Origin of the sequence: Nocardioides terrigena (assembly GCF_003047265.1) — a bacterium.
GTDB classification, from domain to species: domain Bacteria; phylum Actinomycetota; class Actinomycetes; order Propionibacteriales; family Nocardioidaceae; genus Nocardioides; species Nocardioides terrigena.
Genome location: NZ_PZYY01000003.1, coordinates 525806 through 547024, shown reverse-complemented (window position 1 = coordinate 547024; position 21219 = coordinate 525806). Strand labels below are relative to the sequence as shown.

Below are 21219 nucleotides of genomic sequence, written 5' to 3'. Positions count from 1 at the left end.
AGATCAAACGCTGCCTCAAGCGCTACATCGCCCGAGATCTCTACCGGCTACTCGAACACCGACCGATCATGGCTTGACGATCCATAGGAGCGTCGACCTTCTCCCAGAGGACCCAGCTGAGATGCTCTTGGGCGCGGTCGGCTTCGACGTACTCAGCCCGACCGACTTCGAAGAGTTCTGCTTCGACCTGATGTCAGAGACGGGTTTCGTGAACGTCGACTGGCGGAAGGGGACGCCCAAGGAATCCTCGCCGGCCGATCGCGGGCGCGACATCGTGGCTCAGCTCGAACGCCGCGACGTTGACGGGCACCAGTATCTCGAGACGTGGTTCGTCGACTGCAAGCACTACACACGTGGAGTGCCGCCCGAAGCGTTACAAGGGACGATCGCCTGGGCCACGGCCGAACGGCCGGACACGGTGCTGTTTGTTGCCTCAGGATTCTTCACCAACGGAGCGAAGGACTGGATCTCGAGCTTCAACCAGACGAGGCCGGCGTTCCGCGTGAGAACGTGGGAAATGCCGCAACTGCGGAGGCTGCTGGCTGACCGGATGGATCTCGCGTTCAGGCATCAGGTTGAGACGTCTGCGCTGCGTCGTGTCTCCGAAATCATGGCGGTCGAACACGAGCTGTTCGATCGGCTCTGGTACGGGCGCTCGGAGGCTTCGATTGGTGACGAGCGCCCCGAGGGCTATTCGGCGGAGATCTGGGCGACAGCACAGGCGGCCGCCCGCCGAATTGAGGAACAGTACGGAGTCGACCTGCTCCGTAAGGACACCGAGACTCAGTTCGACTGGGGGATGCTCTCCGGGAAGATCTCTGCGATCCGCTGGGTTCTCGGGGCCGAATGGGACTTCCTCGACAGCTAGTGACGGACCGTGCCAAGACCTCCTAGTGTTAGACATCGAGAGGGCCCATTCCCGCAGACCATGAGCGGGTCGACCTCTGTCGCTGCGGTAGTCAGTCAACTTGCGTTGCTGGACTGGCGCCCGCTAGCCCCGAGAGGGTTGCTCGAGTTCTGTGTCAGCCTCTTTGCCCGCGTGGCGCCCGGCTGCAAAGGCCGCATCCACTGCTGCACGGGTTCGCTCCGTGCTGCTGGGCATGAGATGGGTGTAGGTGCGCAAGGTGAACCCGGGGTCGCTGTGGCCGAGGTATTCGGACACGGCGCGAATCGATTCGCCGGCGTCTAGCAGCACGGAGGCGTACCAGTGGCGTAGAGCGTGCATGCCGTTGTCACGCGATTGCTCGATGCCCACACGGGCTTGGCCGGGCTTCCAGAGCCGTGTGTTGAAGTAGTTGCGGTTGAGGGCAGAACGCTCGCGTGTGGTGAGTATGAGCCCTGCGCTCGACTTCTTGTCCGCCTGGGGCGTTCCCCACGGAAGCGTGATGCTCCGTCGCGGGTAGGTAGCGAGGTGGTTGCTGAGTTCCGTCGCGACGCTCTCGGGCAAGGGGACGGTTCGGGTCTTGTCGCCCTTCGGCAGGCCAAAGACCAGGCGGTTGCCTCCGAACACCTTGACTTGCCGCCTGACCTCCACAACTCCGCGGAGGAAGTCGACATCCTCGACCGCGAGCCCAAATACCTCGCCTTGGCGTAGTCCCAGCCCCGATCCCAACGTGACTGCGATCCTGTACTGCGGCGGAAGCGCGTCGTGCATGGAGGAGACCCACTCGGTCGGCCAAGGCACCACCTTGCGGCGCGACGTTGCGGGCCTTGTCACTGAACTCGCTTTGCACGGATTCTTGGCAATCATGTCGTCGTCGACCGCAGCCGAGAAGATGGCAGACACGTTAGAGAAGATGACGCGCCGGTAGGTCTCGGCCATCTCCATCGACCGTAGGAGCTTCTGGATGGTCGACGGCTTGATCTGTCGCAGCTCGAGGTGTCCTAGCGTCGGGAACACATGGAGCCTGAGTCGCAATTCGGTCGCCTCGTAGGTCAGCGGACTGAAGGTCCGACTGTCGAGCCACTCCTCGGCATAGGCGCGAAATGAGATCCTGCCGGCGTCGACATCGAGGTAGGTTCCACGAAGTTTGTCCGCCTCGACCGTGTTGCGGAACGCAACCGCCTCGGCCTTGCGTCGGAAGGTCTTACGACGCTGCCGCCCCTCGGGATCTCGGTAGTTGACGACGTAGCGAGGGCTGCCGTCGTCGGATGGTCTCCCAGAGCTAATGCTTGCCATGGCAGCCCTCGGCAGCGTCGGACCGGGTGACCAAACATGCTGATGAGCATCTGCTCGCTGGTGGCGATGGAGTCGATTCCGGGTCAGGCTGATGGCCTGTCGGGATCACTGATTCTCCTCGAGTCGCAGCGTCCAATCGATCACGGTTGCTGCCCGCCAGCGCAGGTGCTTGCCGACACGGAAGCCGGCCGGGCCGTAACCTGTCGTCCGCCAGGAGTAGATGGTCTGCTTTGTCACGCCAAGGTAGGAAGCGACATCGTCGATGTCCCACAGCTCTTGGGCCTCGACCAGCCTGGGTGCCCGGCTTCCGCGGTCTCCGCGCCGCCGCGGCCCAAAGATTCCCGGTTCCAAAGCCGGCACGTTCGAGTTCGTTGCCATCATCCAGCCCCTCCTCGCGGCGTTGACGGACAGTTGGTCTACGGGCACCTATGTCCGACGGCGGCATGGGAGCGATCACGTCGGCGGAAACGATGTGGCAGCAAGATGACTCGGGCATCGCGGCGGTGGTTGCCCAACTGTGCGATGCCAGGCTGGTGGCTCGGGCAACCGACCCGTGCCGCGACCTACCCGAAGAGTCCCCTGAGGACCGTGTGGCAGGAGATGGCGCTACCCAAATTTGTACCGGATTTGTAACAGACGAGCGGCTACCAACAGCAAACGCCGCCGAACGACCAAAAGGTCGCTCGGCGGCGTTTGTGCAGGTCAGCGGCTGTTCTTTGCGGTCGTTCGGCGTTGCTGAATGACCGCAGCCGGAGGCCCGGTTAGATGTCGTAGTACAGCTCGAACTCGTGCGGGTGCGGCCGCAGCTGCACGGGCAGGATCTCGTTGGTGCGCTTGTAGTCGATCCAGGTCTCGATCAGGTCGGGCGTGAAGACGTTGCCCGCCGTGAGGAACTCGTGGTCCCTCTCCAGGTTGTCCATGACCGCGTTGAGCGACGTGGGGACCTGGTCGATGTCGGCCATCTCGTCCGGCGGCAGCTCGTAGATGTCCTTGTCGATCGGGGCCGGCGGCTCGATCTTGTTCTGGATGCCGTCGATGCCGGCCAGCAGCAGCGCCGAGAAGGCGAGGTAGGGGTTGGCCGACGGGTCCGGGCAGCGGAACTCGACGCGCTTGGCCTTGGGGTTGGCGCCGGTGATCGGGATGCGCACGCAGGCCGAGCGGTTGCGCTGGCTGTAGACCAGCGAGATCGGGGCCTCGAAGCCGGGCACCAGGCGGTGGTAGGAGTTGACCGTCGGGTTGGTGAAGGCCAGCAGCGACGGGGCGTGCTTGAGGATGCCGCCGATGTAGTGGCGCGCGGTGTCGGACAGCCCGGCGTACCCGGTCTCGTCGTAGAAGAGCGGCTCGCCGTCCTTCCAGATCGACTGGTGGCAGTGCATGCCGGAGCCGTTGTCGCCGAAGATCGGCTTGGGCATGAAGGTCGCCGACTTGCCGTTGCGCCAGGCCGTGTTCTTGATGATGTACTTGAACTTCATCACGTCGTCGGCGGCCTTGAGCAGCTCGTCGAACTTGTAGTTGATCTCGGCCTGGCCGGCGGTGCCGACCTCGTGGTGGGCACGCTCGACGAGCAGGCCGGACTTCTCGAGCTCGATGACCATCTCGTCGCGCAGCTCGCCGAAGTGGTCGTAGGGCGCGACGGGGAAGTAGCCGCCCTTGTACTTCACCTTGTAGCCGCGGTTGGGGTTGTCCTCGGTGCCGGCGGTGCCGGAGTTCCAGGCGCCCGCCTCGGAGTCGATGTGGTAGTAGCCCTCGTTCTGCGAGGTGGCGAACCGGACGCTGTCGAAGACGTAGAACTCGGCCTCGGGGGCGAAGTAGGCGGTGTCGCCGATGCCGGTGGAGGCGAGGTAGGCCATCGCCTTCTTGGCGATGTTGCGCGGGTCGCGCGAGTAGGCCTCGCCCGTGATCGGGTCGTGGATGAAGAAGTTGACCACCAGCGTCTTGGAGACGCGGAAGGGGTCGATGTAGGCCGTGGTCACGTCCGGGAACAGCGACATGTCGGACTCGTGGATGGCCTGGAAGCCGCGGATCGAGGAGCCGTCGAAGGCGAGACCGTCGTCGAAGACCGACTGGTCGAACGAGGACACCGGCACGGTGAAGTGCTGCATCACACCGGGCAGGTCACAGAAGCGGACGTCGACCATCTCGACGCCCTCGTCCTTGATGTACTTGAGCAGCTCGTCGCTGTTGCTGAACATGCGTCCTCCTGGGTGGGACCCGCGGGTCGCGCACCGAAGTGTGTGGAACCGACGTGGAGTACGGCGCACCGTTGCGCCGGTTGCCCGCGAAACTACGCACGGGCGGTTTCTCGACCGTATCCCGTTTGTTTCGCCGATGTAACAGATGTCCCGGCCAGCGGTCGGTTCCCGGGTGCCTCCTAGGGTCGTCACCATGCTGTCCCGCCTCCGTCCTGCCCGTACGACGTCCCTCGTCACCACCGCTCTCGCCACCTGCGTCCTGGGGTTGAGCGCCTGCAGCGGCAGCGACGACGGCGGCGAGGGGGAGTCGGCGGGCGACCCCGCGGCGTACGACACCGAGACGCTCATGCCGGCGGTGCAGGACTCCGTCGCCGACGCCGAGTCGGTCCACGTCACGCTGGGCACCAAGGAGTCACCCGACGACGTCGAGGTGGACGTCAGCTGGGGCGAGGAGCCAGTCCTGTCCGCCGTGACCGGCGACCAGACCGGTGCCGGCCTGGAGGTACGCCGCGTCGGCGGCCGGGTCTACGTCGGCGGGGCCGCCGCACAGGACCAGTGGCGCTACCTCGAGGAGGACGACCCCCGCCTGCAGGGCGCAGAGGGCTTCGACGCCGGGGTGGTGCCGATCCTGCTGGCCATCGACGTGCCGGCCGAGCTGGCCGCGCTCGAGGCCGGGGTCACCGACGTCGGCGAGGGGACGGCCGACGAGGTGGCGGGGGAGGACGCCACCCGCTACGACGTCACCCTCGACACCGAGGCCTGGCTGGCCGCGCTGCCGGAGCAGTCGATCTACCGGGTGATGGACGTGCCGGCCGAGCTCGACGCCGAGCTGTGGATCGACGAGGACTCCCGACCCGTCCAGCTGGCCTACCAGGTCGGCGACGACGCGGCCCGCTCCGCGCAGGTCGGCTGGAGCGCCTGGGACGAGCCGGTCGAGGTGACCGCGCCGGAGGGGGCCAAGCCGGTCCGCTGACCGGTCGGCTGCGGTGCTCCACCTACGCTGGGACCCGTGATCGAGACCGCCTCCTGGGCACGCCGCATCCTCGCCCTCGTCGTCGACTGGCTCGCCTGCACGCTGGTCGTGGTCGCGCTCATCGGACCCCGGTCCTGGAGCGAGGACCCGATGTCGAGCTGGTACGTCCTGGGCCTCTTCGTCGCGGAGTCGGCCGTCTTCACCGCGGTCGCCGGCGGATCGTTCGGCAAGCTGGCGACGCGGCTGCGCGTCGTACGCAACGACGGGTCCTACGGACCCGTGTCGCTGCTGCGCTGCGTGCTGCGCCAGCTCCTCGTGGCGGTGGTGATCCCGCCGCTGGTCTTCCGTCCGGACGGGCGCGGACTGCACGACATCGCGGCAGGGTCGCGCACGGCCCGGCTCGAGGACCTGAAGGCCGCCTCGCCGGGCTGAGCGCCGGGTGGGACCTGGGTCAGCGGCCGCGCTGCTGGCCGCGCATGCCCTTCATCGACGTGGGGACCGGGCCCTTGGGCAGCGGGACGGTGCCGCGCTGGGCGTCGATCGCCTTGAGGCGGTTGCGCACGTCGGTGATGTCGGCGGGCTTGAGGTTCTTGCCGAGCTTGGTGACGTGCTTGACGAGCTTGGGGAGCGGGACCTCGCCCTCGCCGTTGCCGCAGACGACCTCGTGGATCGGGGTCTCGGGGAGCACCCGCTCGTGCTTGCGGCGCTCGTTGGCCATCAGCTGGCGCAGCCGGGTCGGGTTGCCCTCGCCGACGAGCACGATGCCGGGCGGGCCGACGACGCGGTGCACGACGTCCTGCTGGCGGTTGAAGCCGACCACCGGGTCGGTCTTCCAGCCGCGGCGCAGCATGGTGAGCGCGGATGCCGCGGCCCCGACCTGGCCCTCCATCTGCCCGTACGCCGCCTTCTGGGCACGGCGCCCGAAGATCGTGACGGCGAGCAGCAGGCCGACGAGGAGGGCGCCGACGCCGGACATGATCCAGGCGATGAGGCCGTCACCGGGGAGGAACCAGATGAACGCGAAGCCCAGGAGGGCGCCGAGGACGAAGGCGCCGAAGATCCACAACCCGATGGTGCGGTCGGTCTTCTTCGCCATCCGGTAGGTCTGGATGAACTGCTGCCGCCGTGAGGTGGGCGGGGTGGCGGGCGTCGACATGCTGGCCTTTACCTGTCTGGCGGAGTCTGGATGTGCGGGTCGTGCGGGGTGGGTCAGACGGTCGCGCCGGCGGTGTCGCGCGCGTCCATCGCCTGACGGTACAACCGACCGGCCCGGTAGGACGAACGCACCAGCGGTCCCGACATCACGCCGGAGAAACCGATCTCGTCCGCCTCGTCCTTGAGCTCGACGAACTCCTCGGGCTTGACCCAGCGCTCGACGGGGTGGTGCCGGGGAGAGGGGCGGAGGTACTGGGTGATGGTGATGAGCTCGCAGCCGGCCTCGTGGAGGTCGCGGAGCGCCTGGCTGACCTCCTCGCGCGTCTCGCCCATGCCCAGGATCAGGTTGGACTTGGTCACCAGCCCGAAGTCGCGGGCCTGGGTGATGACGTCGAGCGAGCGCTCGTAGGTGAACGCCGGGCGGATGCGCTTGAAGATGCGCGGCACCGTCTCGACGTTGTGGGCGAGCACCTCGGGGCGCGACTCGAAGACCTCGCGGAGCAGGTCGGGCTTGCCGTTGAAGTCGGGGATGAGGTTCTCGACGCCGGTGCCGGGGTTGAGCTCGTGGATCACGCGCACCGTCTCGGCGTACAGCCAGGCGCCGCCGTCGGGGAGGTCGTCGCGGGCGACGCCGGTGATGGTGGCGTACTTGAGCTCCATCTTCTGCACGGACTCGGCGACCCGTCGGGGCTCGTCGCGGTCCAGGGGCTGCGGCTTGCCGGTGTCGATCTGGCAGAAGTCGCAGCGCCGGGTGCACTGGTCGCCGCCGATGAGGAAGGTCGCCTCGCGGTCCTCCCAGCACTCGAAGATGTTGGGGCAGCCGGCCGACTGGCACACCGTGTGCAGCCCCTCGCCCTTCACCAGGTTGAGGAGCTCGGTGTATTCGGGACCCATCTTGGCCCGGGTCTTGATCCACTCCGGCTTGCGCTCGATCGGTGTCTCGGAATTGCGGATCTCCAGGCGGAGGAGCTTGCGTCCTTCGGGTACCGGTGCAGTCACGTCGTCACTCTACGCCGCGCCCCGAGGGCACCCAATTCGCCCTCCGGGCGCCGGACCGGCCGGTCACAGGAGCAGGTCGGGGGTGATGGGCAGGCGCCGGATGCGGCGTCCGGTGGCGTGGTGGACGGCGTTGCCGATGGCCGCGGCGACGCCGCACAGGCCGACCTCGCCGACGCCCTTGACCCCGACCGGGTTGAGCCGGTCCGGGCCGCCGACGAACTCGACCTCCAGGTCGGGTACGTCGGCGTTGACGGCGATCAGGTAGTCGGCGAGGTGCGCGTTGGTGATGCGCCCCGTCTGGGGCCCGGCGTGCAGGTCGGTCGTCGTGTGCTCGAGCAGCGCGTGGCCGATGCCGCCGACCGTGCCGCCCACGACCTGGCTGCGGGCGGTGCGCTCGTTGAGCACCTGCCCGCAGTCGATCACCGAGACCAGGCGCTCGACCCGGACCAGCCCGAGGTCGGCGTCGACGCGCACCTTGGCGAACTTGGCGCCGAAGGCCCCCGAGGGGGACATGCCCACCTCGGCCGGGTCGGGCTTGTCGGCGGTGGCCTCGGCGGCGACCTCGTCGCGGTCGCCCACCGCGCGCGACAGCGCGTCGCGACCGGGGGCGGACCCCAGCTCCAGGTCGCCGAGCACGCCGGTGACGGCGCGCGCCGTCGCGTTGGAGATGGCCATCGCCAGGCCCGACCCGCCGGCCGGGGGAGAGGCCGGCAGGGAGCTGTCGCCGAGCACGACCTCGACGTCGGCCAGCTCGAGGCCCAGCCGCTCGGCGGCCACCTGGGTGACCACGGTGTAGGTGCCGGTCCCGATGTCCATGGCGGCGCAGTGGACGGCGGCGCTGCCGTCGCGGCGTACGACGACACGGACCGTGCACGGCTGCTGGAAGTAGAAGAACGAGACCGCGGCCATGCCGTAGCCGATCAGCTGGTCGCCCTCGCGCATCGAGCGCGGGGTCGGGTCGCGGTCGTCCCAGCCGATGAGCTCGGCACCCCGGCGCAGACACTCGTCGAGGGCCTTGCTCGACCACGGCAGGTCGTCCTGGTCGGGGTTGGTGTGGGCGTAGTTGCGCAGCCGCAGCTCGACCGGGTCGATGCCCAGCTCGAGCGCGAGCTCGTCGAGCGCGGTCTCCAGGCCGAAGTTGCCCTGCGCCTCACCGGGGGCACGCATCGACCCGGGCGGCGAGATGTGCAGGCGCACCTGGTCGACGTCGGCGCGCAGGTGCTCGACGGCGTAGCCCTGCCGGGTGCCCGACACGACGTTCTCCGGGTTGTCGTCGTCCATCGCCACCGGGATGGTCGCGGTGTGCTCGACGGCGGTCAGGGTGCCGTCACGCAGCGCACCGAGGCGCACGCGCTGGACCGTCTCGGGCCGGTGGCCGACCCCGGTGAACATCTGCGGGCGGCTCAGCACGATCCGCACCGGCCGGTCGACGACCTTCGCAGCCATGGCGGCCGCGTGGATGTAGGGCCACGGGCGCAGGCCCGAGCCGAAGCCGCCACCGAGGTAGGGGCACACGACCCGGACGTCCTCGCGGGGGATGCCCCACGCCTCGGCGAGGCAGTCGGCGGTGTTGAACGGCCACTGGGTCGTCGCCCACATCATCAGGGCGTCGCCGTCCCACTGGGCGCAGGCGGCGAAGAGGCCGAGCGGGTTGTTGGTGTTGTCCCCGGTGACGTAGTCGGCCTCGACCACCACGTCGGCGGCCGCCAGTCCACGGTCGAGGTCGCCGCGGGTGCTGTCGGCACCCGCCGGGTCGTCGGTCTCGCGGGTGGCGCGGGGGTCGTTGAGGTCGACGACGGGCTCGGTCGCGTCGTAGGTGACGTGCAGCAGGGACGCGCCGTGTGCCGCCTCCTCGTGCGTCTGGGCGACGACGAGCGCGACGTAGTCGCCGCGGAAGCGCACGGTGGCGTCCTGGAAGGGCGGCATCGGGGCCCGCTCGTCGGACGACGCCTCGTTGGGCCGGATGACCGCCGGGGCGTTGTGGTGGGTGAGCACCGCGACGACGCCGGGGGCGGCGAGCGCGTCGCTGGTGTCGACCAGCGAGATCTCCCCGGCCGCGACCGTGCTGCCGACCAGGACGCCGACGAGGGCGTCCCGGGGCGCGAGGTCGTCGGCGTACGGTACGGCGCCGGTGACCTTGAGGGGGCCGTCGACGCGGGTGACGCCGGCGCCGATGACCGGGGCGCCGGTGCTGGTGGGGACCTGGGTCGTCGTCATGCGGTGACCTCCGTGACGTCGCGGAGCTGGCGCACCAGGGTGCGGCGCGCGAGCTCGGGCTTGAAGTCGGTGCCGGGCAGGGTGAAGGCGTCCGCCAGCTCGGCGGCGGCAGCCTCCTCGAAGAGGGCGAGCGAGGCCGGCCGGCCGCGCAGCACCTCCTCGGCGCGGGTGGCGCGCCAGGGGACCGAGCCCACCCCGCCGAGCCCGATGGCGACGTGCGCGAGCACGCCGTCCTCGACGCGGGCGACGACGGCGGCGGACGTCAGCGCGAACTCGTACGACGCGCGGTCGCGCACCTTGAGGTAGCCGGTGCGCGCGTCGGGGACCGGGATCTCGAGGTGGGTGACCAGCTCCCCGGGCGTCAGGACGTTGTCGCGGGCCGGGTCGTCGTCGGCCCGGACGTGCAGGTCGGCGACGGGCAGCGTGCGGACCCCGTCGGGGCCGTGCAGTCGGACGCGCGCGTCGAGGGCGACCAGGGCGACCGCCAGGTCGGAGGCGTGCAGGGCGATGCAGCCGGCGTCGACGCCGAGGACCGCGTGCATGCGCGCCGTGCCCTCCACGGCCGCGCAGCCGCTGCCGGGCTCGCGCTTGTTGCACTGGCTGACCGTGGGGTCGCGGAAGTAGCGGCAGCGGGTGCGCTGGAGAACGTTGCCACCGATCGTGGCCATCGCGCGCAGCTGGGGGGAGGCGGCCAGCAGCAGCGAGTCGCGGAGCACGTCGAGGCCCGCGACGGCCGCGTGCCGGGCGAGGTCGGCCATCGTCACCGCGGCTCCGACCACGAGGACCGTGCCGTCGTCCCCGTCCCCGTCCTCGACCTCGACGTCGGCCAGCGGCAGCCGGCTGATGTCGACGAGGGTGCCCGGGGACCAGACGCCGTCGCGCATCAGGTCGAGCTGGGTGGTGCCGCCGGCGATGAACGCCGCGTCCTCGGGCACCTGGACGGCCCGGGCGACGGCGTCGGTCGTGACGGCGGCGACGGCCGCGTCCACGTCGTCGACGCGGGTGTAGGTGAAGGGGTGCATCTCAGGCCTCCCGGGCGTCACGGACGGACAGGACGGCGTCGACGATGCGCGGGTAGGCACCGCAGCGGCACAGGTTGCCGCTCATCAGCTCGCGTACGTCGTCGGCTGTCTCCCAGCCGTCCTCCTCGAGGAGCGCGGCCGCGGACATCACCTGGCCCGCCGTACAGGCGCCGCACTGGAACGCGTCGCAGTCGATGAAGGCCTGCTGCACCGGGTGCAGGGACTCGGCGGTGCCGATGCCCTCGATGGTGGTGACCTCGCGGCCGTCGACCTGGGCGGCGAGGGTCAGGCAGGACAGCACCCGGCGGCCGTCGACGTGCACGGTGCAGGCGCCGCAGGCGCCCTGGTCGCAGCCCTTCTGGGTGCCGGTGAGGCCGAGGGTGTCGCGCAGCAGGTCGAGCAGGGAGCGGCGGGGGTCCACGTCCACCGACTGCTGCTCTCCGTTGACGGTGACGGACAGGGGGAGGTGGCTCATGGCTCGAGCCAACCAGAGCCGTCCGACTCCTGCACCACCCCTCCGAGCGTCGGAGGGGTGGTGAGGCTCACGGGATGTCGCGGCGCGTGAAGGTCGCCAGCGAGGCGGCGACCACGGCGCCCAGGATGGAGAGGAGGTACGCCGCCGCGGCGCCGGCGCCGAGGACGCGCTCGCCCGAGCAGACCATCCCGGTCCCGTCGTCGACGCAGGTCTGCCCGTCGTCGGAGTAGTAGACGGTCCCGTCGGCGATCCACGCCACCACGTTGAGGTGCGGCATCCAGCGCTCCGGCGACTCGAAGGGCAGCACCGCGATGAGGAACGTGCCCGCGATGACGACGGCGAAGAGGATGCCGAGGGTCGCGACGGTGCTTCGGAAGAGCATCGTGGTGGCCAGGCCGGCGAGCCCGGCACCGGCCACCAGGACCGCTCCCCGCACGACCTGCCAGCCCACCTCGCCGGTGACCCCGTCGGCGATCGGGAGGTCCCGGGCGTTGGCGACCCCGGCCAGGGCGGCCCACCAGAGGGCCCCGACGGCGAGGCCGAGGAGCAGCCCGGTGACGACGACGGCGCCGGCCTTGGCGGCGTACACGCGGAGGCGTCGGGGCTCGAAGAGCAGCTGGTTGCTCATCGACCCGCTGGCCCAGTCGGCGCCGACGAAGGTCGCCCCGAGGAGCATCATCAGCCCCGCCATCACGATGGCGATGCCGATGCCGCTGCCCTCGAGCTCCCGCTCGAGGTCGAGGGGCTCGCGGAAGAGGCCGGTCCACCACTGGGTGATGAGCGCCCGGCACTGCTCGGAGGCGTCCGCCTCGTCCTCGACGGGGAGCTGGTCGGGAGCGAGGTACTGCTCGGGCTTGCGCTCGCAGCGACGCACCTCCTGGTCGAAGCCGGGCTGGGCCTGCGCCTGCTCGGTGGCCCGCTGGACCTCGGCCCCGGAGTAGGGGCGGGTGCCCCAGACCGTGCCCGCCCAGATCAGGGCGGGGACCAGGACCGACGCGACCATGAGCACCAGGCACGCGCGGCGCCAGCGCAGGCGGGTGAGCTCGACACCGAGGAGCCTCATGCCTGCCCACCCCCCTGCGTGTTGCCGAGCGTGTCCTGGGAGGTGAGCTCGAGGAACACGGTCTCCAGGTCGGGGCGGACCGAGGTCAGCTCGGAGAGCCACACGCCGGCCTCACCGAGGGTGCGGGTGATCTCGGCGGCGGGCGCCTGCGTCTCGACGCGCAGCGACGTGCCGTCCGTGTGGACGTCGTACGGACCCTCGGCAAGGGCCCGCCGGGCGGCGTCCGGGTCGTCGACGACGATGCGGTACGACGTGCTGGCGCCGAGCAGGTCCTCCACCCGCCCGGAGGCGAGCAGCCGGCCGTTGCCGATGATGGTGGCCGAGGTGCAGACCTGCTGGACCTCGGCGAGGATGTGCGAGCTGAGCAGCACGGTCACGCCGGACTCGCCCAGGGTGCGGATGGTCTCGCGGATCTCCCGGATGCCAGCGGGGTCGAGGCCGTTGGTCGGCTCGTCGAGGATAAGCAGCTGCGGGTCCTTGAGCAGGGTGGCCGCGATGGCCAGGCGCTGTTTCATGCCGAGCGAGTAGGCCCGGTAGCGGTCCCCGTCGCGGCCGGTCAGGCCGACGGTGTCGACGGCGGCGTCCACCCGCTCGGCGGCGATGCCCTTGGACCGGGCCAGGATGGTGAGGTTCTGCCGGCCGGTGAAGTGCGGCAGGAACTTGGGCATCTCCACGACGGCGCCGACCCGGTCGATGACCTGCGGCAGCCCGGACGGCACGGTGGTGCCGAAGAGCGCCATCTCGCCGCGGGTGGCGCGGGCCAGGCCCAGCAGCATCCGGATGGTGGTGGTCTTGCCGGACCCGTTGGGCCCGAGGAAGCCGTGCACCCCGCCGCGCGGGACCGCGAGGTCGAGGTCCTGGACCGCGACGCGTGTGCCCCGCCTCCCGCTGAACTCCTTGCGCAGTCCCCGGGTCTCGATGACCAGGTCTGCGGTGGCCGCGCTCGACACGGCGCTCCCTCCCGGACGCCGCTCGGCGCCCTCCCCGTGGAGCGCACTGTGGCAGCAGACAGGGACGGCCGTCTCGCGGCACGCCGGAGGTCAGCGACCGGGCGTGACCAGCTCGATGCGCGGACCGCGGGCGGGCTCGGGGCGCGGCTCGTAGTCCGGCGTCGCGTCGTACGGCCCCCACGCGAGGTAGTCGGTGAGGTGGCGGCGCACGCTGGGCAGCACGTCGTCGACGGTGACGTCGCGGCCGAGCTCGGTGCTCAGCGAGGTGACGCCGGCGTCGGCGATGCCGCAGGGCACGAAGCGGTCGTACCAGCCGAGGTCGACGTCGCAGTTGAGGGCGAAGCCGTGCATCGTCACGCCCCGGCTGACGCGGATGCCGAGGGCGGCGATCTTGCGCTCGGGGCCGCGCTCGTCGGCCCGGAGCCACACGCCGCTGCGGCCGGGCACACGGGCACTCGTGACACCGAAGTCGGCGCACACCCGGATCAGCGCCTCCTCGACGCGACGGACGTAGTCGACGACCTTGACGTGGTCGGGCAGCGCCACGATGGGGTAGCCGACGAGCTGGCCGGGACCGTGGAACGTGATCTTGCCGCCGCGGTCCACGTCGATGACGTCGGCGCCGCCCGGGTCGAGGGGCCTCTCGTGCGGGTCGGTGCGCTTGCCGGCGGTGAAGACCGGCGGGTGCTCGAGGAGCAGCACGGTGGGCTCCTGCTCACCGGAGACCACCCGGGCGTGCACGTCGCGCTGGAGCTCCCACGCGGCGAGGTAGTCGACGGCCTCGGGTCCGAGCCCTGCGATGTCGAAGCGCATGGCGCCAGCGTACGCCGCACCGCCCGGGACTCCGCCTGTGGATGACGCCCGACGCCGCGGGGCGATCTGGGGCACCGTGGGGGAGTGGACCCGCGACGACTCCTCCCGATCCTGCTCGGCGTCACGCTGTGTGCCGTGCTCGGCACGGCCGCGCTGGTCGCCCTGCGACCGGGTCCGACCGGTCCCGGGTCCCGACCGGTGGCCGCCGCCCCCGACGGGCCGCGGTCCGTGCTGGCCGACTGGGACGCTCGGCGTGCCCGGGCCTGGGCCTCCGGTGATGTCTCGGCACTGCGTGAGCTGTACGTCGATGGCTCGCGCACCGGGCGCGCCGACGTGCGGATGCTCGCGTCGTACGTCGACCGCGGCCTCACCGTGGAGGGGATGCGCACGCAGGTGCTGGCGCTCGAGGTCCTGGACGAGTCGCCGGTGTCGGTCGAGGTGCGCGTCACCGACCGGGTCGGCGGGGCGCAGGCGGTCGACGGGGAGACGGTCATCCCGTTGCCCGACGACCGGCCGTCGACACGGACCGTCGTGCTGCGCCTCGTGGGCGGGGAGTGGCGGGTCGACGAGGTCCGGGAGTGACGTGGGCGCGCGTGGTCCGCAGCTGTAACGCTCTGTCACATCCACTGCGCACCCCATCGGTGGGGTGTGGAGGTGCTGCAACAGCGCGTTACATGTGCGCGACGCTCAGGCGAGCCCGGCGGCGAGCACCGCCGTGACGTCCTCGTCCTCGAAGTCGTAGCCGGCCCGCTCGAGCGCGGCGGGGCGGGCGTTGACCGACCCCAGGAGCTCGGGGGCCATCCGGCCGGCGGCGACCTTGAGCACCGGGGCGGGGGCGACGAGGAACGCGGGGCGGTGCACGGCGTCGGCGAGGGCCCGGGTGAACTCGGCGTTGGTCGGGGTCCGCGGGCAGCACAGGTTGAAGGCGCCGGAGACGTCGCCGGAGCCGGCGAGGAACGCGACCGAGGCGACCCAGTCGCGCAGCGAGATCATCGGGAAGTACTGCTCGCCGGAGCCCAGCCGGGCACCCATGCCGAGCTGGAAGAGGCGGCGCAGCTCGCGCAGGGGTGAGGACCGGCGGTCCATCACCGGCGCCGTGCGCAGGACGCAGACCCGGGCGCCGGCCTGCTCGGCGGGCGAGGTCGCCGACTGCCACTCGCGGGTCACCTGCGTGAGCATCGCGTCGCCGCGCGAGTCGGACGCCTCGGTGAGGACGTCGGCACCGTGGTCGCCGTAGTAGGAGATGCCGTTGCCGGCGAGGAACGCCGGGGGGCGGGGGGCGGCCGCGATCGCGTCGGCGAGGGCGCGGGTGGTGGTGACCCGGCTGGAGAGCACCGCCTCCGCGCGTGCCTTGGAGTGCGGGTTGCCCGCGATGTTGACGCCCGCGAGGTTGACGACCACGTCGGCGCGATCGATGACGGCCTGGTCGAGCCGACCGGCGTACGGGTCCCACTGCGACTCGAGGGACGAGTGGCCGGGACGCCGGACGAGGTGGACCACCTCGTGGCCCTGTGCCCGCAGGTGATGGGTCAGATGGGTACCCAGGAAACCGGACGCACCGGCGATCACCGCTCGCATGCCTCCACCCAACCATGGCGCCCAAGGACGCCCGGGCGGGCGGACGGCATCACCCGGCGAGGTGCGACCACCGCGACGCGAGCTCCGACCACGGGCCCTCGTCGTCGACGCGTCCGTCGACCAGCACCACGACCCGGTCGGCCTGCGCCAGTGCCGCCGCCTTGCTCGTCGCGCCGACGACGGTCGCCCCGCCCTCGCGCAGGGACGCCCAGAGCTCGACCTCGGTCGTCGCGTCGAGCGCCGACGAGACGTCGTCGGCGAGCAGCAGGTCGGCGTCGCACGCCAGCGCCCGGGCCAGCGCGAGGCGCTGCACCTGACCACCGGAGAGGCGTACGCCGCGGTGCCCGACGAGGGAGTCGGGCCCGCCGGCCTCGTCCACGTCCCGCCCGAGGCGTGCCATGGCGATCGCCGGCCCGACGTCGCGGCCCTCGTGGTCGAGGGCGACGTTGCCGGTGAACGACCCCGAGAGCACGCGCGGGACCTGGGCGACGTGCGAGACCCGGGAGGGACGCAGCTGGACCTGCGGGTCGCGGACGGGGTCGCCGTTCCATCGGACCTCGCCGGTGCTGCTCACCAACCCGGCGAGCGCCGACAGCAGGCTCGACTTGCCGGAGCCGACCTGTCCCAGCAGGAGCACGAGCTCTCCGGACCGCACGGTGAGGTCGACGTCGCGGACCCCGAGGGTGCCGTCGTCGTGGATCGCGGAGAACCCGCTCAGGGTGAGCTCGCGCAGCGGGTCGCGCTCGGGCCGGACCGGTGCCGGCGCGGAGCCCGTCACCATGTCGACCCCGGGAGGTAGGTGCATGAGGTCACCACCGCCGGCGAGCGCGCTGGTGGCGTTCAACCAGGCACGGACGCCGGGCGCCTCGGTCACGACCGAGCCCGCCACCCGGCCGAACCAGTCGAAGCCGCTCACGGCGTTGGCCACCAGGAGGGCGGTCGCGAGCTCCCACCGGCCGGTGAGCAGGCCCACCCAGGCGGCGACGACGCCGCACTGCACCATGACGACCGGCACGCCCTCGAGGAGGGCCTGGACGCGGTGCTCGCGGACGGCGGCATCCACGCGGCCGGCGTCGACCTGGCGCAGGTGCTGGTGCACCGAGGGGGTCGCCGCCGCGAGCTTGACGGTGCGCACCGACTCCAGCGCCGAGACCAGCGAGCGGCCGAAGCCGGCCCGCGCGGTCGACGCGGCGGCCGCGGAGCGACCGGCGACCCGGCGGCCCAGGGTCGAGGCCCCCGCCGACGCGACCATCACGGCCAGCAGCACCGCGCCGGCCAGCCAGCTGCCGGCGATGGCGGCGGTGACCGCGACGATGACGAGGCCGGTGATGAAGTCGACCCAGCGGTCGGCGTAGCGGGCGAGGCGGTCGGCGTCCATGGTGCGGGCGACGACCTCACCGGGGGGCGTGCGCTCCAGCCGGTGCTGCTCGGTCTGGCCGTGCAGCACGGCCAGCCGCACGCGCAACCGCACGGAGATCCACCAGCGCGGGTAGGTGCGGAACGCCTGCGACAGCAGCAGTGGGCTGACGAGCAGCGACGCCACCAGTGCGACGGTGGGACCGGTCGGGAGCTGGCCGTCCTGGAGCTCGGTGACGGCGAGTCCCCACACCCACCCGGTCAGCGCGCCGAAGGCGCCGGTGAGGGCGGAGAGGAGGAAGAGCCCCATGCCGAGCAGGCCCCAGCGCGGCTCGATCATCAGCGCGCTCCACGTCGCCCGGGTGAGGCTGGGAGGCGGCGCGACCACCGGGGCCGGCGGGGGAGTCGTCGAGCGGCGCACGGAGCCGATGGAGCTGGCGTCGTGGTGGTGCTCCTCCACGACCGGCTCGTGGGCCGACGCGCGCAGCAGCGCCCGGAACGGGCCGTCCTCCACCGCCAGCCGCTCGCGCGGCCCGCGCTGGACGACGCGCCCCGACTCGAGCACGGCGACCTGCTCGGCACGCCGGGTGGTGGAGAGGCGGTGCGCGACCAGGATGCCGGTGCGCCCCGAGATGAGGCGGTCGGCGGCGCGGACGACCCGCGCCTCCGTGACCGGGTCCATCCGGGCGGTCGCCTCGTCGAGCACCACGACGCGCACGTCACGCACGAGCAGCCGCGCGAAGGCCACCAGCTGCTCCTCGCCCGCGGACAGGCTGGTGCCGCCGGGGCCGAGGGTGGTGTCGAGGCCCTCGGGCAGGCCGGCGACCCAGTCGGTGAGGCCGAGCTCGGACACCGCGGCCTCGACGACCTCGCGGGGGTGGTCACCGAAGAGCGTGATGTTGTCCGCCAGGCTGCCCGCGAGGATCTCGGTGCGCTGGGTGACCACGCCGACGGCTGCGCGCAGCGCCTGGAGGTCGAGGTCCAGGACGTCGGTGCCGCCCAGCAGGACGGTGCCGGGCTCCGGCTCGGCGGCCCTGGACAGCAGGGACGCCAGCGTCGACTTGCCCGAGCCGGTGCGTCCGACGAGCGCGCAGGTGTGGCCGGCCGGCACGAGGAGGTCGACGTCTTGCAGGGCGAAGGAGCCCGCGTCGTAGGAGAAGTGCAGGTCGCGGAACTCGACGTCGAGCGGACCGGCGGGCAGCGGCAGTCCGCCGGTCGGCTCGGCCCGGGACGCGAGCATCCCGCGCAGCCTCAGCACCGCGCCGAAGCCCTCCTGGAGGTCGGGCAGGTGCCGGGCCAGCATGTCGACCTGGCCCACGAACTGGGTGGTCACCAGGAAGAGGGTCACCAGGGCGGCCGTGGACAGGTCGCCGCGGAAGGCCAGGGCGATGCCGAGGACTCCGGTGCCGGCCAGCACACCGGCGAGCAGGGTGCCGCTGCGCCGGGTGATCCGGGCCTCCACCGCGAGCACCGCGTCGAGCGCGGTGTGCACCGCGGCGGCCACCCGCGCGTTGCGGCGCAGGACGAAGGCCTGGCCGAGGCTGGTGCGCAGGTCGTCGCGCGCGGCCACCCCCTCCTCGGTGGCGGCGGCGTGGTCGGTCCAGGCGGCCTCCTCGACGACCTTGCGCTGGGAGACGAGCGGCAGCAGGCGGCGTACGACGAGGACGGCGGCGACCGCCGTGAGCGGGAACAGGAAGAACGCCGGCCACCAGGTGAGGGTCGCGACGACCCACAGGGGCCCGGACGCGAGGAGCGTGCGGGCCGCCATCCAGACGCCCCACCGGAGCAGCTGGCCGACCTCCCAGGTGTCGTCGTCGATGCGGTCGAGCACCTCGCCGACTGCCTGCTCGGTCAGGTCGGCCAGCGGCTGGGACATCGCGGCGTCGAGCAGGTCGGAGCGCAGCCTGCCCTCGGCCCGGTCGACGATGCCTGCCCAGATCGTCTTGGCGACCGTGTCCACCAGCGCCGCGCCCACGACGCAGATCGCCAGCAGCACCGCGAGGCGCTCCGTCGGCTCCTCGGCCAGGCGGCCGGCCGCCACCGAGCCCAGCGAGGTGCCGATCGCCCCGATGAAGGACAGCGAGAAGCAGAAGACCGACAACGGCTGGCGCAGTCGCCGCCAGTCGACGGGGACGCGACCCGGCCCCGGGTCGGGCGACGGCGTCGGCTCGGTGCGGGCGGGTGCGGAAGAGGTGTCCAAGGTGCTCACGGTAGGCACCACCGTAGGTGTCGGCACCGACACCGCGCGCGTGAATTACGCCGGTGGAGGACGACGGACGCCCCGCCCGGGATGGGCGGGGCGTCCGTGGTGACGCGGGGTGGGGCGGGTCGGGTCAGACCTCGAACTGGCCCGACTCGAGACGCGCCTTGACGTCGCGCAGGAAGCGGCCGGCGTCGGCGCCGTCGACCAGGCGGTGGTCGTAGGACAGCGACAGGTAGACCATGTGCCGCACCGCGATCGTCTCGCCGAGGTTGGCGTCGTCGATCACGACGGGGCGCTTGACCACGGCACCGGGGCCGAGGATCGCGACCTGCGGCTTGTTGACGATCGGGGTGTCGAAGAGCGCCCCGAAGCTGCCGAGGTTGGTGATCGTGAAGGTGCCCCCGGAGAGCTCGTCGGGACCGATCTTGTTGGTGCGGGTGCGCTCGGCCACGTCGGCGATCTTCTTGGCGATCCCGGCGATGGAGAGGTCACCGGCGTCCTTGACGACCGGGGTCAGCAGGCCCTTCTCGGTGTCCACTGCGAACGCGATGTTCTCGCGGTCGAAGTAGGTCACCTCGCCCTTGTCGGTGTCGATCGTCGCGTTGAGCTTGGGGTGCTGCTTGAGCGTGTCGATCGCCGCCTTGGCGAAGAACGGCAGGTAGCTCAGCTTGACGCCCTCGCGGGCCAGGAAGTCGGCCTTCACCCGATCGCGCAGGCGGGCGATGGTGGTCACGTCGACCTCCACCACCTGGGTGAGCTGCGCCGACGTCTGCAGCGAGTCGACCATGCGCTCGGCGATGATCTTGCGCAGGCGCGACATCTTCTCGGTGGTGCCGCGCAGCGGCGACGGGGTGCCCGCCGGGGCGGAGGACCCGCCCGCTGCCGGCGCCGCGGCGGCGGCCGGAGCCGCGGCCGGGGCGGCGGGCTGCTGGGCCTGCTGCTGGGCGGCAGCGGCGGCGTCGAGGACGTCCTGCTTGCGGATCCGGCCACCGACGCCGGTGCCGGTCACGGCGGCCAGGTCGACCCCGTGCTGGGAGGCCATCTTGCGCACGAGCGGGGTGACGTACGCGCTCTGGTCGTCACTGCGGGACGGGGCGGCGGCGGGTGCTGCCTCCTGCTTCGGCTGCTCCTGCGCGGCGGGCTGCTCCTGGGCCGGCTGCTTCGCCTCGGGCTCGGGCTGCTTCTCCTCCGCGGGAGCGGACTTCTCCTCGGCGGGCGCCGGCTCCTCGGCCTTCTCCTCGGCGGCGGGCTCCTCGGTCTTCTCCTCGGCCTTGTCCTCCGACGTGTCCTCGGACGACGACCCCGACCCAGCGGCGTCGCCGGAGCCGATGGTGGCGAGCTCGGCGCCTACCTCGACGGTCTCGTCCTCCTCGACCTTGATCTCGAGCAGCGTGCCCGCGACCGGGGAGGGGATCTCGGTGTCGACCTTGTCGGTGGAGACCTCGAGCAGGGGCTCGTCGACCGCGACCTCGTCGCCGACCTTCTTGAGCCAGCGGGTCACAGTGCCCTCGGTGACGGACTCACCGAGCGCGGGCAGGGTCACGGAGGTGCTGGAGCCGCCACCGGAGGAGCCGCCGTCGGACTTCTCGGCGGCAGGCTTCTCCTCGGAGTCGGAGTCGGACTTGTCGGCCTCGGGGGTCTCGTCGCCGGCGGGCAGCTCGCCCTTCTCCTCGACGATCTCCTCCTCCTGCTCGGCCTTCTTCTCGGCCTCCTGCTCGTCCTTCGGCTCGGCCTCGGGCTCGGCGGTGTCGTCGGCGTCGCCGCCGGACTCGCCCTCCTCGCCGACGACGGCCAGCACGGCGCCGACCTCGACGGTGTCGTCCTCGTTGGCCTTGATCTCGAGCAGCGTGCCCGCGACCGGCGACGGGATCTCGGTGTCGACCTTGTCGGTGGAGACCTCGAGCAGCGGCTCGTCGACCGCTACGGAGTCGCCGACCTGCTTGAGCCAGCGGGTGACGGTGCCTTCGGTGACGGACTCACCGAGGGCGGGGAGGGTGACTTCGGAGGCCATGGGATTCCTTCGCTCGCGTTGACGTGGGGTAGG

General features: G+C 71.5%; 19 protein-coding genes. 5 read left to right on the top strand and 14 right to left on the bottom strand.

Annotated features, from left to right (window positions below):
* Positions 1–73: 73 nt before the first annotated feature.
* Positions 74–868: a restriction endonuclease gene (locus DAE25_RS09270; RefSeq protein WP_199907497.1), complete on the top strand. Its 795-nt coding sequence runs from the start codon at positions 74–76 to the stop codon at positions 866–868.
* A gap of 123 nt (positions 869–991) precedes the next feature.
* Here the strand turns inward: DAE25_RS09270 and DAE25_RS09265 are convergent, their stop codons facing one another.
* Together DAE25_RS09265 and DAE25_RS09260 are read right to left on the bottom strand one after the other, a co-directional pair.
* Positions 992–2179, bottom strand: coding sequence for a site-specific integrase (locus tag DAE25_RS09265; RefSeq protein WP_107765886.1), 1188 nt, complete (start codon positions 2177–2179; stop codon positions 992–994).
* 105 nt (positions 2180–2284) lie between these two features.
* On the bottom strand, positions 2285–2560 hold the full coding sequence (locus DAE25_RS09260; protein WP_107765885.1) for a helix-turn-helix transcriptional regulator: 276 nt from the start codon (positions 2558–2560) through the stop codon (positions 2285–2287).
* Between the two features lie 47 nt (positions 2561–2607).
* Here DAE25_RS09260 and DAE25_RS23125 point away from each other — a divergent pair, with 47 nt between their 5' ends.
* Positions 2608–2922 (top strand): hypothetical protein, encoded by a 315-nt coding sequence (locus DAE25_RS23125; RefSeq protein WP_155993199.1) that lies wholly within the window; start codon positions 2608–2610, stop codon positions 2920–2922.
* A gap of 18 nt (positions 2923–2940) precedes the next feature.
* On the opposite strand, the gene glnA is transcribed toward DAE25_RS23125, so the two are convergent.
* Positions 2941–4371: a type I glutamate--ammonia ligase gene (gene glnA / locus DAE25_RS09255; protein WP_056888850.1), complete on the bottom strand. Its 1431-nt coding sequence runs from the start codon at positions 4369–4371 to the stop codon at positions 2941–2943.
* Positions 4372–4564: 193 nt separating this feature from the next.
* Between glnA and DAE25_RS09250 the strand changes: the two genes are divergently transcribed.
* Both DAE25_RS09250 and DAE25_RS09245 read left to right on the top strand, forming a co-directional pair.
* Positions 4565–5344, top strand: a complete 780-nt coding sequence (locus DAE25_RS09250; RefSeq protein WP_107765884.1) for a LolA-like protein — start codon at positions 4565–4567, stop codon at positions 5342–5344.
* 36 nt (positions 5345–5380) lie between these two features.
* Positions 5381–5776 carry an RDD family protein gene (locus tag DAE25_RS09245; RefSeq protein ID WP_234410938.1) on the top strand — a complete coding sequence of 132 codons (396 nt, stop codon included), beginning with the start codon at positions 5381–5383 and terminating at the stop codon, positions 5774–5776.
* Between the two features lie 19 nt (positions 5777–5795).
* On the opposite strand, the gene DAE25_RS09240 is transcribed toward DAE25_RS09245, so the two are convergent.
* The 8 genes from DAE25_RS09240 to lipB all read right to left on the bottom strand — a co-directional run bounded on the left by DAE25_RS09240 (position 5796) and on the right by lipB (position 14038).
* Positions 5796–6500 carry a DUF4191 domain-containing protein gene (locus DAE25_RS09240; RefSeq protein ID WP_107765882.1) on the bottom strand — a complete coding sequence of 235 codons (705 nt, stop codon included), beginning with the start codon at positions 6498–6500 and terminating at the stop codon, positions 5796–5798.
* Positions 6501–6553: 53 nt separating this feature from the next.
* Entirely contained in the window at positions 6554–7498 is a 945-nt protein-coding gene (gene lipA / locus DAE25_RS09235) for a lipoyl synthase (RefSeq protein ID WP_107765881.1), read from the bottom strand.
* A 63-nt stretch (positions 7499–7561) separates the two neighbouring features.
* The gene (locus DAE25_RS09230) at positions 7562–9715 is read right to left on the bottom strand and encodes a xanthine dehydrogenase family protein molybdopterin-binding subunit (RefSeq protein WP_107765880.1); all 2154 of its coding nucleotides are present in this window, start codon (positions 9713–9715) and stop codon (positions 7562–7564) included.
* Positions 9712–10737, bottom strand: a complete 1026-nt coding sequence (locus DAE25_RS09225) for an FAD binding domain-containing protein (protein WP_107765879.1) — start codon at positions 10735–10737, stop codon at positions 9712–9714. The genes DAE25_RS09230 and DAE25_RS09225 overlap by 4 nt, the downstream gene beginning before the upstream one ends.
* Position 10738: 1 nt before the next feature.
* Positions 10739–11212, bottom strand: coding sequence for a (2Fe-2S)-binding protein (locus tag DAE25_RS09220; protein ID WP_107765878.1), 474 nt, complete (start codon positions 11210–11212; stop codon positions 10739–10741).
* A gap of 67 nt (positions 11213–11279) precedes the next feature.
* Positions 11280–12275: a hypothetical protein gene (locus DAE25_RS09215; RefSeq protein ID WP_107765877.1), complete on the bottom strand. Its 996-nt coding sequence runs from the start codon at positions 12273–12275 to the stop codon at positions 11280–11282.
* Positions 12272–13225, bottom strand: a complete 954-nt coding sequence (locus tag DAE25_RS09210; protein WP_107765876.1) for an ABC transporter ATP-binding protein — start codon at positions 13223–13225, stop codon at positions 12272–12274. Before DAE25_RS09210 ends, DAE25_RS09215 begins: the two co-directional genes overlap by 4 nt.
* 90 nt (positions 13226–13315) lie before the next feature.
* A complete protein-coding gene (lipB, locus tag DAE25_RS09205) occupies positions 13316–14038 on the bottom strand; it encodes a lipoyl(octanoyl) transferase LipB (protein ID WP_107765875.1) in 723 nt (240 codons plus the stop codon).
* An 84-nt stretch (positions 14039–14122) separates the two neighbouring features.
* Between lipB and DAE25_RS09200 the strand changes: the two genes are divergently transcribed.
* A complete protein-coding gene (locus DAE25_RS09200; RefSeq protein WP_107765874.1) occupies positions 14123–14620 on the top strand; it encodes a nuclear transport factor 2 family protein in 498 nt (165 codons plus the stop codon).
* Between the two features lie 105 nt (positions 14621–14725).
* Here DAE25_RS09200 and DAE25_RS09195 read toward each other — a convergent pair whose 3' ends face one another.
* From DAE25_RS09195 to sucB, 3 genes are all read right to left on the bottom strand, one after another.
* On the bottom strand, positions 14726–15616 hold the full coding sequence (locus DAE25_RS09195; protein WP_107765873.1) for a TIGR01777 family oxidoreductase: 891 nt from the start codon (positions 15614–15616) through the stop codon (positions 14726–14728).
* A 49-nt stretch (positions 15617–15665) separates the two neighbouring features.
* Positions 15666–19181, bottom strand: a complete 3516-nt coding sequence (locus DAE25_RS09190; protein WP_407669345.1) for an ATP-binding cassette domain-containing protein — start codon at positions 19179–19181, stop codon at positions 15666–15668.
* Positions 19182–19305: 124 nt separating this feature from the next.
* On the bottom strand, positions 19306–21186 hold the full coding sequence (sucB, locus tag DAE25_RS09185) for a 2-oxoglutarate dehydrogenase, E2 component, dihydrolipoamide succinyltransferase (protein ID WP_107765872.1): 1881 nt from the start codon (positions 21184–21186) through the stop codon (positions 19306–19308).
* Positions 21187–21219: the final 33 nt, after the last annotated feature.

What these genes read in the sequence shown, in the direction of transcription:
- lipB (WP_107765875.1), bottom strand. Translation starts at nt 14,038, where the DNA reads ATGCGCTTCGACATCGCAGGGCTCGGACCCGAGGCCGTCGACTACCTC.
- DAE25_RS09215 (WP_107765877.1), bottom strand. Translation starts at nt 12,275, where the DNA reads ATGAGGCTCCTCGGTGTCGAGCTCACCCGCCTGCGCTGGCGCCGCGCG.
- DAE25_RS09240 (WP_107765882.1), bottom strand. Translation starts at nt 6,500, where the DNA reads ATGTCGACGCCCGCCACCCCGCCCACCTCACGGCGGCAGCAGTTCATC.
- DAE25_RS09225 (WP_107765879.1), bottom strand. Translation starts at nt 10,737, where the DNA reads ATGCACCCCTTCACCTACACCCGCGTCGACGACGTGGACGCGGCCGTC.
- DAE25_RS09230 (WP_107765880.1), bottom strand. Translation starts at nt 9,715, where the DNA reads ATGACGACGACCCAGGTCCCCACCAGCACCGGCGCCCCGGTCATCGGC.
- DAE25_RS09260 (WP_107765885.1), bottom strand. Translation starts at nt 2,560, where the DNA reads ATGATGGCAACGAACTCGAACGTGCCGGCTTTGGAACCGGGAATCTTT.
- DAE25_RS23125 (WP_155993199.1), top strand. Translation starts at nt 2,608, where the DNA reads ATGTCCGACGGCGGCATGGGAGCGATCACGTCGGCGGAAACGATGTGG.
- glnA (WP_056888850.1), bottom strand. Translation starts at nt 4,371, where the DNA reads ATGTTCAGCAACAGCGACGAGCTGCTCAAGTACATCAAGGACGAGGGC.
- DAE25_RS09220 (WP_107765878.1), bottom strand. Translation starts at nt 11,212, where the DNA reads ATGAGCCACCTCCCCCTGTCCGTCACCGTCAACGGAGAGCAGCAGTCG.
- DAE25_RS09265 (WP_107765886.1), bottom strand. Translation starts at nt 2,179, where the DNA reads ATGGCAAGCATTAGCTCTGGGAGACCATCCGACGACGGCAGCCCTCGC.
- sucB (WP_107765872.1), bottom strand. Translation starts at nt 21,186, where the DNA reads ATGGCCTCCGAAGTCACCCTCCCCGCCCTCGGTGAGTCCGTCACCGAA.
- DAE25_RS09195 (WP_107765873.1), bottom strand. Translation starts at nt 15,616, where the DNA reads ATGCGAGCGGTGATCGCCGGTGCGTCCGGTTTCCTGGGTACCCATCTG.
- DAE25_RS09250 (WP_107765884.1), top strand. Translation starts at nt 4,565, where the DNA reads ATGCTGTCCCGCCTCCGTCCTGCCCGTACGACGTCCCTCGTCACCACC.